The organism is Nocardioides sp. CPCC 206347 (assembly GCF_048654605.1).
Lineage (GTDB): Bacteria > Actinomycetota > Actinomycetes > Propionibacteriales > Nocardioidaceae > Nocardioides.
In genome coordinates this window covers 1,196,764-1,209,874 of sequence record NZ_JBMCYZ010000001.1, presented here as the reverse complement: position 1 = coordinate 1,209,874, position 13,111 = coordinate 1,196,764, and the positions used below count along the sequence as shown (strand labels likewise).

Genomic DNA, 13,111 nt, shown 5'->3' with positions numbered 1-13,111 from the left:
CCGAGGTCCGACATCGCGAAGCGTCGCGAGCCTGCCTGTGGACAGGCGAACGTCCACAGGCAGGCTTGTGGGGAGTTGGTGGACGGTGCGGGGGTTTCGAGGCTCGTCGCTGGCGCTCCTCGCACCTCAACCACCGTGCCGGGTGGTCTCGAGACGGTTGCTGCGCAACCTCCTCGACCAACGGGCAACCGTCGCTCCTCGACCACCGACCGACCTAACTCGGTCGCACCTGCTGGCCCCATGACGGACAATCAAATCTTGTGGGTCACGTAGAGGTCGCAGGTCTCCGGTACGAACTGCCCGATGGGCGGGTCCTTCTCGACGACGTCGCGTTCCGGGTGGGTGAGGGCGCCAAGGTCGCGCTGGTCGGGGCGAACGGTGCGGGCAAGACGACGCTGTTCCGGATCATCACCGGCGACCTCTCCCCCCACGCGGGCGTCGTGACGCGCTCGGGCGGGCTCGGCGTGATGCGCCAGATGGTCGACCGGGGTCTGGCCGAACAGCCGACGGTCGGCGACCTGCTCCTCAGCCTTGCCCCCGAGCGGGTGCGTCGCGCGCAGGCGGAGGTCGACCGGTGGGAGCTCGCGCTCATGGACACCGACGACGAGAAGACCCAGATCGCCTACGCCACGGCGCTGTCGGAGTACGCCGACGCCGGCGGGTACGACGTCGAGGTCATCTGGGACGTCTGCACGGTCAAGGCGCTGGCACTCCCGTACGACCGCGCGAAGTACCGCGAGCTGCGCACCCTGTCCGGCGGAGAGCAGAAGCGGTTGGTGCTGGAGTACCTCCTCGCCGGGCCGGAGGAAGTGCTGCTGCTCGACGAGCCCGACAACTTCCTCGACGTGCCCGGCAAGATCTGGCTCGAGCAGCGGATTGCTGCATCGGACAAGACGATCCTCTTCATCAGTCACGACCGCGAGCTGCTCGCCAACACGGCCACGCACGTCGTGACGGTGGAGCTCGGGGCGGGTGGCGGTGGCAACAGCACCTGGACGCACGCGGGCAACTTCACGTCGTACCACGAGGCCAGGAAGGACCGCTTCGCCCGCTTCGCAGAGCTGCGGCGTCGGTGGGACGAGGAGGAGGCGAAGCTCAAGGCACTGGTGCTGCGGCTGAAGATCAAGGCCGAGTACAACGACGGCATGTCGTCGCAGTACCGCGCCGCGCAGACCCGCCTCCGCAAGTTCCAGGAGGCCGGACCGCCGACCGAGCAGCCGCGCGAGCAGCAGGTCACGATGCGGCTGTCCGGCGCCCGCACCGGCAAGCGCGCCATCGTCTGCGAGGACGTGGAGCTCACCGGCTTGATGAAGCCCTTCGACCTCGAGGTCTGGTACGGCGACCGGTTGGCCGTGCTCGGATCGAACGGCTCCGGCAAGTCCCACTTCCTGCGGCTGCTCGCCACGGGCGGCAGCGACCCCGACATCGAGCACCAGCCCGTCGGTGACGCGGACATCGCTCCGGTCCACCACACCGGCCGAGCCCGGCTCGGTGCGCGGGTGCGCCCCGGATGGTTCGTGCAGACCCACGAACACCCCGAGCTCTCGGGCCGCACGCTGCTGGAGATCCTGCACCGCGGAGACGGCTCGCCGAACGGGCGCAAGGGCATGGGGCGTGAACAGGCCGCTCGGGTGCTGGACCGCTACGAGCTGGCGGCGAGCTCGGAGCAGAAGTTCGAGTCGCTGTCGGGCGGCCAGCAGGCGCGGTTCCAGATCCTGTTGCTCGAGCTGTCGGGCGCGACCCTGCTGCTGCTCGACGAGCCGACCGACAACCTCGACGTCCAGTCGGCCGAAGCCCTGGAGGAAGGGCTTGCAGCCTTCGACGGGACCGTCGTCGCGGTCACCCACGACCGCTGGTTCGCCCGCGGCTTCGACCGGTTCTGCGTGTTCGGGTCCGACGGTTCGGTCTACGAGTCGGACGATCCCGTGTGGGACGAGGCGAGGGTGGTGCGGACGCGATGAGCGAGCTGCAGATCACCGAGCTCCAGCGCGGTGACGAGGCAGGCCTCGCGGCCTGGTCGGACGTGGCGGTCGCCGCAGAACGGCACGATCTCGGCGACAACGCCGAGTACTGGACCCGCGACGAGCTGCTGCCCATGCTGGGCGCTACGACGGGACGCCGTCAGTTCCGGCTGTTCAGCGGAGCGCTGGACGGTGAGGTCGTCGCGGCTGGCCGGATGCTGGTGCCGCTCAAGGACAACCTCGACCTCGCGGAGGTCCACGTCGCCGTTCGGCCCGACGTACGCCGGCGCAGGCTCGGCAGCCAGCTCGTCAGGCACATCGAGGGATGTTCACTGGCTGCGGGGCGTACGCGGCTGGACGCCTTCCCCTCCTGGCAGCACGACAGTCCCGAGGACGGTGCCGGCACCGCGGGCGCGGAGTTCGCCCGGGCCCACGGCTTCACGCTGACGCTCGGCGACATCCAGCGCCAGCTGCACCTTCCGGTCGCCGACGAACTGCTGGAACGGTTGGCGCGGGAAGCGGCGCCGCACCACCTGGGCTACGAGCTCCGGTCCTGGGCGGGGCCGATTCCCGAGAACCTCGTCGTGAGCTGGCTCGAGCTGTCCTCGACCCTGGCCACCGAGGCGCCGAGCGGCACAGGAGTCCACGAGAACGACGCCGTGGACGTTCCGGCGTTCCGGGAGTCCGAGGCCCTCCAGACAGCCCAGGGCCGGACGATGTGGCACACAGTGGCGCTCGACGACACCGGTCGGGTGGTCGCCTACACCCAGCTTGCCGAGACCCTTCGCGACAACCCGTTCCTCTTCCAGTGGGGCACGCTGGTCCATCGGGACCACCGCGGCCACCGACTGGGACTGGCCGTGAAGGTGGCCAACCATCGCGCCCTCCAGGCAGGCAGCGACGTGGCGGGTCGTCGTACCGTCACCTGGAATGCAGGGGTCAACGACCACATGATCAGGATCAACGAACGACTGGGTTTCGTCCGCGGAGCCCGTGGCGGCGAGTTCCAGAAGAAACTGACCTGATCGGTTCCCCGTTGTGCGACTACGGTGGAACCGTCACCGTCCGCACCGAGGAAGGAATGCCCCCATGGCTGCCAGCAACGCGAACGACGACCTCAAGGCCAAGATGCGCGAGGCGCTCGACCGCAAGAACAACAAGGGCAAGACCCTGACCGAGGAAGTCCCGGGCAAGGAGAAGGCCCACGGCTCCGAAGTCGTCGGCGGCGCTCCGAAGATGCACCGCCGCAAGGCCGGTGGCGGCGGCTCCTGACCCTCAGGACCGCCAGGGACCTCAGCCGTCCGAGCCGAGCTTCAGGTCGGTCGTGCTCTCCTTGCCGCCGCGCAGGTAGGTGACCTTCACGGTGTCACCGGGGCGGTAGGAGCGCACGGTCGCAATCAGGCCGTCGCTGTCCTCGATGCGGCGGTCGTCGATCGCGGTGATCACGTCACCCGCCTTGAGGCCGGCGTCGGCGGCGGCCGAGCCGTTCTCCGTCTCCTCGATCTTCGCGCCGGAGACGGTGGTGTCGCTCGAGCCGGCGGTACCGGCGGCGTTGGAGACCTGGATCCCGAGGCGGGCGTGGGTGGGGGCCTCGCCGCCGCGCAGCTGCTCGATGATCGGCAGCACCTCGTCGATCGGGATCGCGAAGCCGAGCCCGATCGAGCCGGACTCGGCGCCCGCTCCGGATCCCGTCGAGCGGATCGAAGCGTTGATGCCGACGAGCTGGCCGTCCATGTTGACCAGCGGGCCACCGCTGTTGCCGGGGTTGATGGCGGCGTCGGTCTGGATCGCCGGGTAGGCGGTCACGTTGCCGTTGGCGTCGCGCGCCACCTGGACCGGACGGTTCAGGGCGCTCACGATGCCGCTGGTGACGGTCGCGTCCAGGCCGAAGGGTGAACCGATGGCGACGACCTGCTCGCCCACGTCGAGGTTGCTGGACTTGCCGAGCGTGATCGGGGTCAGGTTGTCGACGCCCTCGACCTTCACCAGCGCGGTGTCGGTCAACGGGTCCGTGCCGACGATGGTCGCCCGCGCCTTGGTGCCGTCGCTGAACGACGCGGTCACCTCGGCCTGCTTGGCGTCGATCTCCCCGCCCAGCGTGACGACGTGGTCGTTGGTCAGGATCAGGCCGTCGGCGTCGAGGACGACGCCCGAGCCACTGCCCGAGTTGCCGCCCCCGCTCACGTCGAGCGCCACCACGGAAGGCAGTACGGCGGCCGCGACTCCTTCGACGCTGCCGGACGCCGCCTGCTTGTCACCGGTGTCGGCGACCTGCAGCGGAGCGCCTCCGCTCGAGCTGCTCGAGCCGTCGGTCGCGGCGTCGTAGATCGCCGCACCACCGACTCCGGCCCCGCCCCCGACCAACAGGGCTCCGGTCAGCACCAGCACTGCGAATCCCGACCGCCTCGGCCGCCGGAAGGGGGGCGACGGCTGCGCGGGGGATCCGTGGGGGAACAGTGGCGGTGCTGGCGGCGGGGGCAGGACCTGAGTCATGCCTCTACTTTGAGGAGCCTCCCTGTGACTGCGCTGAGACCAGGTTGAGGACTTGCCCTGAGAGTCCTACACCTGGCGGTCGCGCGAATCCCAGTACGGCTTGCGCAGCTCGCGCTTGAGGATTTTGCCCGTGGGGTTGCGGGGGAGTGCCTCGACGAGGTCGACCGAGCGGGGCGCCTTGAAGCGGGCCAGCCGCTCACGGGTCCATTCGATCAGCTCGACGTCCGAGGTGTCGGAGCCGGGCTTGAGGGCAACGACGGCCTTCACGGACTCGCCCCACTGGTCGTCGGGGACGCCGATGACGGCAACCTCGAGGACGTTCGGGTGCTCGGACAGCACGCGCTCGACCTCGGGGGAGTACACGTTCTCCCCGCCGGTGATGATCATGTCCTTGAGGCGGTCCGACACGAACACGTAGCCGTCCTCGTCGACATGGCCCATGTCGCCAGTGCGGAACCAGCCGTCCTCGACCAGGACCTCGGCGGTCGCCTCCGGCTTGTTCAGGAAGCCCTTCATCAACTGCGGTGTGCGGAGCCAGAGCTCGCCGTGCTCGCCGGTCGCCACTTCCTCGAGCGTGGCGGGGTCGACGATGCGGACCTCGCACTCCGGTACTGGCTTCCCGGCTGACAGCAACCGCTCCGGGTGCCCGTCGGTGATCGCGTTGCGGTGGTCCTCGGGCATCAGGTGGGTGGCGACCCCGGACACCTCGGTCAGGCCGTAGACCTGGATGAAGTCGGTGTCCGGCCAGGCCTCCATCGCGGCGCGCAGCAGTGGCGGCGGCATGGGGGCGGCGCCGTACGTGTAGGTCTTGAGGGCGCTGAACAGCTTGACCGCGTCGGGCCCGGACTGCAGCACCTGGGCGAGCACCGCCGGGACGAGGAAGGTGCGGTTGGCACCGGCCATGATCGCGCCGGCGAGCGAGGCGGCGTCGGGCTCGCGGGTCATCACGCTCGGGATGCCGTCGTGGATCCCGAAGAGGACGTACGACGACCCGCCGACATGGAAGAGCGGCATGGCGACCATCGACTTGTCGCCGGGCTCGAATCCCCAGCCGTCGTGGGCGTTCACGGTGTGCTTGACCATGTTGCGGTGCGTGAGCATCACGCCCTTGGGCCGACCGGTCGTGCCCGAGGAGTACATGATCAGGCAGACGTCGTCCTCGAGGACGTCGGGACCGTCGTCGCAGACCACCGAGTCGGCGAGGAACTGCTCGTACTCGTCGCCCTCGGCGCCGTCGGGGGTCACCTCGATGATCTTCTGGACGTTCGGGAGCCGGTCGCGGATCGCCAGGATCGTGGGCATCAGCTCGCTGCCCACGAAGAGCACCTTCGCCCCGGAGTCGTTGACGGCGTAGTCGATCTCGTCGCCCGCCGAACGCCAGTTGATGATCGCGTTGGCGGCGCCGATCGAGCTGGCAGCGAGGCTGATCTCCACGCAGGCCGGGTGGTTCTTGTCGAGGAACGAGACGACGTCACCGCGGGCGATGCCGAGCTCGCGAAGCCCCCCGGCCGCGCGATGCACCCGTTCGTGCCACTGGGCCCACGTCCAGGTCCGGCCGAGGTAGGTCATCGCCTCCGCGTCGGGTGTCGCCGCCGCCCAGTAGTTGAGTCGGTCGTCGACGTACGTCGGCTCCGAGGGGTGGGCCGGGGGCCAGGCCCGGGTGGCTGAAGAGGACCCTGATGGTGACGTTGTCGTCGCGCTCACGTCCCGGATTGTGTCCCAGGTCACAAGGATGCACAACGACCCCCTCAAGGTGTGGCCACTCTCCGTTCACCTCCGTCCACCACGATGGAGAGGTGAATCTCGCGTCGTCGCCCCTTCTCCGCGGCGACGAAGCCCCCGCTGCGAGCACGCTCGTGGAGATCTTCCGCCGTACTGCCGCCGACTTCCCGGACGCGATGGCCCTCGACAGCGGCAACGACACCGTCACCTATGCCGAGTTCGGCGAGGCCGCGGACGTGGTCGCCGACGACCTGGCGGACCTCGGCATCGGAGCCGGCGACAAGGTCGGTGTCCGGCTGCCGTCCGGCACGACCGACCTCTACGTCGCGATCATGGGCATCCTGTTCGCCGGCGCCGCCTACGTGCCGGTCGACGCCGACGACCCCGAGGAACGCGCCCGTCTGGTCTTCGGCGAGGCCGACGTCGCCGCCATCATCGGTGCCGGTCTGGTCATCGAGCCGCTCCGCGAGCGCGGGCCCCGCGACCGTCGCGACCCGCTGCCCGAGGACGACGCCTGGGTCATCTTCACGTCCGGCTCGACCGGGACGCCCAAGGGTGTCGCCGTCTCCCACCGCAACGCGGCCGCATTCGTCGACGCCGAGGCCGGGATGTTCCTGCAGGACCAGCCGCTCGGACCTGCGGACCGGGTGATGGCCGGCCTCAGCGTCGCGTTCGACGCGAGCTGCGAGGAGATGTGGCTGGCCTGGCGGTACGGCGCCTGCCTGGTCCCCGCGCCGAGGGCGCTGGTGCGCAGCGGCGTGGATGTCGGCCCGTGGCTGGTGGCCAACCAGGTCAGCGTCGTGTCGACGGTGCCGACGCTGGTGAGCCTGTGGCCCGACGACGCGCTCGAACACGTCCGGCTCCTGATCTTCGGCGGCGAGGCGCTCCCGCCCGAGCTGGCCGCGCGCGTGATCCGCGAGGGCCGCGAGGTCTGGAACACCTATGGGCCCACCGAGGCGACGGTCGTCGCGTGCGGTGCCCTGGTCACGGCTGACGGCCCGGTCCGGATCGGTCTGCCCCTCGCGGGCTGGGACCTGGTCGTCGTCGACGCCGATGGGCACCCGGTCGCCGAGGGCGAGCGCGGCGAGCTGATCATCGGCGGCGTCGGCCTGGCCCGCTACCTCGATCCGGCGAAGGACGCCGAGAAGTACGCCCCGATGCCGACCCTCGGCTGGGATCGTGCGTACCGCAGCGGCGACATCGTCATCAACGACCCGGCCGGCCTCCTGTTCGCCGGTCGCGCCGACGACCAGGTCAAGGTCGGGGGGCGCCGTATCGAACTGGGCGAGATCGACTCCGCGCTGCTCGCCCTGCCGGGCGTCAGTGCCGCGGCTGCCGCCGTCCGTCGTACGACGACCGGGAACCAGCTCCTCGTCGGCTACATCACCACGACGGGCGCCTACGACAGCAGCGCGGCCACCGCACACCTGCGCGCCACGATGCCGGCGGCCCTCGTCCCGCGGCTGGCCGTCGTCGACGACATCCCGACCCGGATCTCCGGCAAGGTGGACCGCGACGCACTGCCGTGGCCGCTGGCCACGGCCGACCCGGCCGACGTCGGACTGCACGGCACGTCCGCACGGATCGCCGAGGTGTGGCAGCGGGTCATCGGGGCCGCCCCCGACGGCCCGGACTCGAACTTCTTCGACCTGGGCGGCGGCAGCCTCACAGCGGCCCAGGTCGTCACGATCCTGCGCGCCGACCACCCCGAGCTGACCGTCGCGGACATCTACGAGGTGCCGACCGTGACGGGCCTCGCCGCGCTCCTCGACACGCTCGAGCCGTCGGCGCTGGCGGAGCAGAGCCGCAAGGTGATGCCGATCCCGCGCAAGACCCAGCTCGGCCAGGTCGTGGCCGTACCGCTGTTGCGGGCACTCGCCGCGCCACGGTGGATCGCTGGCACGCTCACCCTTTCCCGGCTGCTGCACGACGTCCTCGACGTCGCCTGGCTGCCCGCCGTGTCGTGGTGGGTGCTGGTCCCGCTGCTCGTGGTGTTCGTCAGTCCGGTCGGCCGGATGTTCATGGCGGCCAAGCTCGCCCGGTTGGTCCTGGCCGGCGTCCGGCCCGGGAGCTATCCGCGCGGCGGCAAGGCGCACCTGCGGATCTGGGCCGCTGAACGCCTGGCCGACGAGCTGGGCGCGACCCGGATGGCCGGAGCGCCGTACATCACGTGGTACGCCCGGTTGCTCGGCGCGAAGATCGCACGCGGTGCGGACGTGCACTCGCTGCCGCCGATCACCGGCCACCTGACCGTCGGCAAGGGCGCTTCGATCGAGCCCGAGGTCGACCTGACCGGCTACTGGATCGACGGTGACACCCTGCACGTCGGCGGGATCCGGATCGGCGCCCGCGCGCGCGTCGGCACCCGTTCCATGCTGTGTCCCGGCGCGGTCGTCGGTGACGACGCCGAGGTCGCGCCCGGGTCGGCCGTGTTCGGCGACGTCCCGTCCGGGGAGTTCTGGTCCGGTGCGCCCGCGACCCGTGCGAGCTCCGCCGCGCGCGGCCCCTGGGCCGAGCGGCCCGCGGCCTCGCGGCGGTCCCTCCGCCTCTGGGCGGTGTCCTACGCCGCGGCCGCTGCCGGTCTGGCGCTGCTGCCCTCGATCGCGGTCACCGCGATCGTGCTGCCGGTCCTGCTGCTCGCCGACCTCGACGGGACCGCCGATGCCGGTGAGGCCCTGCGCGCGCTGGCGCCCTGGTTGCTGCCCGGCGTCGTCGCGGGCTGTGTCGTGCTCGCCGGCCTGATCCTCGTCGTCGTGCGCCTGCTCGGCCGCGGCGTGCTCCCGGGCGCGCACCCCCTGCAGAGCCGGCCCGCGTTGAGCGTGTGGGCCACGATCCGCGTGCTCGACGAGGCACGGACCTGGCTGTTCCCGCTCTACAGCTCGCAGCTCACGCCGGGGTGGCTCCGGCTCCTGGGCGCCCGCATCGGCAAGGACGTCGAGGCGTCGACCGTGCTGATGATCCCGTCGCTCACCACCGTCAGCGACCAGGCGTTCCTCGCCGACGACACCCTCATCGGCGGCTACGAGCTCGGCGGCGGCTGGCTGCGCGCCGGCACCGTGAAGGTCGGCAAGCGCGCCTTCGTCGGCAACTCGGCGATGGCGGCCCCCGGCCGCAAGGTCCCGAAGCGATCCCTCGTCGCGGTGCTGTCGGCCGCTCCCGCCCGTCACACGATGAAGGCGGGGGAGTCGTGGCTCGGCAGCCCGCCCGCCCCGCTGCGTCGTGCCACACAGGGCGCCACCGACGAGCGCACCTACGCGCCTCCGCGCCGCCTCAAGGTCGCCCGTGCGTGCTGGGAGATCGCCCGGCTGGTGCCCGTCGCCCTGACCGTCGCCCTGCACGTGGCGGTCGTCCTGGCCACCGTCGCCGTCTGGGCCGAGTACGGCGCCGTGGCCGGCGTGGTCGTCGTACCCGTCGCGTTGTGGCTGGCCGGCCTCGTTGCCGCCCTCGTCGCGATCGCGGCGAAGTGGCTGCTGGTCGGCCGGGTCCGCGCCGGTGCCCACCCGTTGTGGAGCTCCTTCGTGTGGCGCAACGAGCTGGCCGACACCTTCGTCGAGGTGCTCGCGACCCCGTGGTTCGCCGGTCTCGCGACCGGCTCGCCCCTGATCAACCTGTGGTTCCGGGCGATGGGTGCGCGGGTCGGCCGTGGCGTGTGGTGCGAGTCGTACTGGCTGCCCGAGCCCGACCTCGTCGAGCTCGGTGACGGCGCGACCGTCAACCAGGGCAGCGTCGTGCAGACCCACCTGTTCCACGACCGGCTGCTCGTCACCGACACCGTGCAGCTGCGGCGCGGTGCCACCCTGGGCCCGAACTCGGTCGTGCTGCCCGCCGCGGTGCTCGGCCGGCACGCTACCGTCGGCCCGGTGTCCCTGGTGATGAGAGGCGAGACCGTGCCCGACAAGACCCGCTGGATCGGCAACCCGATCGGTCCGTGGGCGGAGTAGTGCCCGAACTCCCGACCGCGGACCCCTATCTGCCCGGCCACGGCGACCCGTCGTACTCGGTCAGGCACTACGACCTCGACATCACCTACGTCCCCGAGGGCAACCGGTTGCGCGGCACCGCTGTCCTCGACGTGGTCGTGGCCACCGAGACCAGCCGGCTGGTCCTGGACCTCGCGCACCTGCAGGCGGGAAAGGTGCGGGTCGACGGCGCGCGCCTGAAGAAGTGGGCCGCGCGCGACGAGCGGCTGGTGCTCCAGCTGGCAGGACCTGCGGCCGAAGGTACCGAGCTGCGGATCACCGTCGCGTACGCCGGTACGCCGCTGCCCGTCATCGACGAGCACCACGGCGACGCCGGCTGGGAGGAGCTCACCGACGGCGTGATCGTCGCGGCCCAGCCCCACGGGGCCCCGACGTGGTTCCCGTGCAACGACCGGCCCGACGACAAGGCGACCTACCGGATCACGGTGTCCGCGCCGACCGGCTACACCGTCGTCTCGAACGGCACGCTGGCCGACCACCGCCGCAGGGCCAGCGTCGAGACCTGGCGCCACGAGATGGACAAGCCGATGGCGACCTACCTCGCCACCGTCCAGATCGGCCGCTACGTCACGGTGCAGCACGACGAGAGGACCCGCACGATCGGGACGCAGGACGCCGATCTCGCCGGCTCCTTCGACCAGCAGCCCGCGATGATGGAGTTCTTCGAGCGCGCCTTCGGCCCGTACCCGTTCGATGCGTACGCCGCCGTCATCACCGACGACGACCTCGAGATCCCGCTCGAGAGCCAGAGCCTGTCCACCTTCGGGCGCAACTTCTGCACCGACGACTGGTCGCACGTGCGGCTGATCGCCCACGAGATGGCGCACCAGTGGTTCGGCAACGCCGTCACCCTCGCGCGCTGGCAGGACATCTGGCTGCACGAGGGTTTCGCCTGCTACAGCGAGTGGTTGTGGTCCGAGGAGTCCGGAGGCCCGCGCACCTGCGACGAATGGGCGCGCCACCACCACGACAAGCTGGCCGACCTCGACCAGGACCTCCTGCTCGCCGACCCCGGCCCCGCTCTGATGTTCGACGACCGCGTCTACAAGCGCGGTGCGCTGACCCTGCACGCGCTCCGCGCCGACGTCGGTGACGACGCCTTCTTCGACGTGCTGCGCGGCTGGGCCGCCCAGCAGGCGGGCGCCTCGGTCACCACCGAGGAGTTCCTCGCCTTCGCGACCGACCGCACCGGCCGCGACGTGGCTGCGTTGCTGGAGCCCTGGCTGTACGACACCGACCTGCCGCCGTACCCGGGCTGAGGCCGGAAAACGGCAGACGCCCCGCGTGGATCACGCGGGGCGCCTTACCGGTCGGGAACCGGAGAGCGGTGGGCTCAGGCCCAGCGCTCCTCGGCCGGCACGAAGTCGAGCGTGCGCGGACCGGTGTAGATCTGCTTCGGACGAGCGATCTTCTGCTCCTTGTCCTGGACGAGCTCCAGCCACTGTGCGAGCCAGCCCGGCGCGCGGCCGATGGCGAAGAGCACGGTGAACATCTCCGGCGGGAACTCCAGGGCCTCGTAGATCAGGCCCGAGTAGAAGTCGACGTTCGGGTAGAGCTTGCGCTTGACGAAGTACTCGTCCTCGAGCGCGATCTTCTCGAGCTCCTTGGCGATCTCGAGGAGCGGGTTGACCCCGGTGACCTCGAAGACGTCGTCGCAGGCCTTCTTGATGATCGTCGCGCGCGGGTCGAAGTTCTTGTAGACCCGGTGGCCGAAGCCCATCAGCCGCTCGTTGCCGGCCTTCACGCCCTCGATGAACGCGGGGATGTTCTCCTTGGTGCCGATCCGGCGCAGCATCTTGAGCACGGCCTCGTTGGCGCCACCGTGCAGCGGGCCGTAGAGGGCGCCGATGCCGGCCGCGACAGCGGAGTACGGGTCGACCTGCGAGGAGCCGACGGAGCGGACCGCGTTGGTCGAACAGTTCTGCTCGTGGTCGGCGTGCAGGATGAAGAGCACGTCGAGCGCCTTGGCGATGCGCGGGTCGGCGGCGTACTTCGTCTCGCTCATCTTGAAGAGCATGGAGAGGAAGTTCTCCGCGTAGGACAGCTCGTTGTCGGGGTAGACGTACGGCTTGCCCTGCGCGTGGCGGAACGACCAGGCGCCGAGGGTCGGCATCTTGGCGATCATGCGCACGATCTGGATGTGCCGGTTGTCCGGGTCCTCGATGTGGCGGGACTCGGGGTAGAACGTCGAAAGGGCCCCGATCGACGCCATCAGCATCCCCATCGGGTGCGCGTCGTACCGGAACCCCTGCATGAAGCCCTTGACGTTCTCGTGCACGAACGTGTGGTACGTGATCTCGTGCACCCAGGCGTCGTACTGCTCCTTCGACGGCAGGTCGCCGTGGACGAGCAGGTAGGCCACCTCGAGGAAGTTCGACTTCTCCGCGAGCTGTTCGATCGGATAGCCCCGGTACTCGAGGATCCCTCGCTCGCCATCGATGTAGGTGATGGCACTGCGGCAGGAGGCAGTGTTGACGAAACCGGGGTCGTAGACAGCCAGGCCGGGGTTTTCCTCATCGGCCTTGATCTTCCCGATGTCGGCGGCCTTGATGGTGCCGTCGACGATCGGGATGTCGTACTCCGCTCCGGTGCGGTTGTCGCGTACGGTGAGAGAGTCAGTCACCCCTGCAACCTAGTCGCCCGCGTCACATCGCGGAAAGACGGTGTCCCGAGGCGTGGCCTGGGACAGATGTCACACCGGCTGCTCCTGGCAGAGGTGTTCGCGGCGTTTTGACCGTGTCCGAGACCCCGCCGTAGTCTTTCCTGCGCGTCTCCTGCCGCTCCGCGCTGCCGTCCTGTACGGCGCCGGGGCAGTCCCGGATCGCCCAACGTCTTCATGAGGCAGTGCCTCCCTGGAGCAGATCGCCGTGAGGCGAGCATGAGTGGGCCGGGCTGAGTTCGTCAGAAGACGTCGCCTGCACGGTGCATCCGCACCGGCGGCAGGCAAGCCCGATC

The 13,111-nt window shown here is 70.3% G+C and carries 8 protein-coding genes; 5 read left to right on the top strand and 3 right to left on the bottom strand.

The genetic code is table 11. From position 1 onward, the window contains the following. Positions 1–260: 260 nt before the first annotated feature. The 3 genes from ACOACQ_RS05745 to ACOACQ_RS05735 all read left to right on the top strand — a co-directional run bounded on the left by ACOACQ_RS05745 (position 261) and on the right by ACOACQ_RS05735 (position 3,233). The gene (locus tag ACOACQ_RS05745) at positions 261–1,961 is read left to right on the top strand and encodes an ABC-F family ATP-binding cassette domain-containing protein (RefSeq protein ID WP_378596277.1); all 1,701 of its coding nucleotides are present in this window, start codon (positions 261–263) and stop codon (positions 1,959–1,961) included. Then, positions 1,958–2,986: a GNAT family N-acetyltransferase gene (locus ACOACQ_RS05740; protein ID WP_420287816.1), complete on the top strand. Its 1,029-nt coding sequence runs from the start codon at positions 1,958–1,960 to the stop codon at positions 2,984–2,986. Before ACOACQ_RS05745 ends, ACOACQ_RS05740 begins: the two co-directional genes overlap by 4 nt. Before the next feature lie 64 nt (positions 2,987–3,050). Then, the gene (locus ACOACQ_RS05735) at positions 3,051–3,233 is read left to right on the top strand and encodes a DUF5302 domain-containing protein (protein WP_378596279.1); all 183 of its coding nucleotides are present in this window, start codon (positions 3,051–3,053) and stop codon (positions 3,231–3,233) included. Positions 3,234–3,254: 21 nt separating this feature from the next. On the opposite strand, the gene ACOACQ_RS05730 is transcribed toward ACOACQ_RS05735, so the two are convergent. Both ACOACQ_RS05730 and ACOACQ_RS05725 read right to left on the bottom strand, forming a co-directional pair. Next, the gene (locus ACOACQ_RS05730; protein WP_420287815.1) at positions 3,255–4,349 is read right to left on the bottom strand and encodes a S1C family serine protease; all 1,095 of its coding nucleotides are present in this window, start codon (positions 4,347–4,349) and stop codon (positions 3,255–3,257) included. Positions 4,350–4,520: 171 nt separating this feature from the next. After that, on the bottom strand, positions 4,521–6,158 hold the full coding sequence (locus ACOACQ_RS05725) for a long-chain-fatty-acid--CoA ligase (protein ID WP_420287814.1): 1,638 nt from the start codon (positions 6,156–6,158) through the stop codon (positions 4,521–4,523). 92 nt (positions 6,159–6,250) lie between these two features. Between ACOACQ_RS05725 and ACOACQ_RS05720 the strand changes: the two genes are divergently transcribed. Both ACOACQ_RS05720 and ACOACQ_RS05715 read left to right on the top strand, forming a co-directional pair. Then, the gene (locus ACOACQ_RS05720; protein ID WP_420287813.1) at positions 6,251–10,117 is read left to right on the top strand and encodes a Pls/PosA family non-ribosomal peptide synthetase; all 3,867 of its coding nucleotides are present in this window, start codon (positions 6,251–6,253) and stop codon (positions 10,115–10,117) included. After that, a complete protein-coding gene (locus ACOACQ_RS05715) occupies positions 10,117–11,415 on the top strand; it encodes a M1 family metallopeptidase (RefSeq protein ID WP_420287812.1) in 1,299 nt (432 codons plus the stop codon). Before ACOACQ_RS05720 ends, ACOACQ_RS05715 begins: the two co-directional genes overlap by 1 nt. Before the next feature lie 74 nt (positions 11,416–11,489). Here the strand turns inward: ACOACQ_RS05715 and ACOACQ_RS05710 are convergent, their stop codons facing one another. Continuing rightward, the gene (locus ACOACQ_RS05710; protein ID WP_420287811.1) at positions 11,490–12,779 is read right to left on the bottom strand and encodes a citrate synthase; all 1,290 of its coding nucleotides are present in this window, start codon (positions 12,777–12,779) and stop codon (positions 11,490–11,492) included. Between the last annotated feature and the right edge of the window lie 332 nt (positions 12,780–13,111).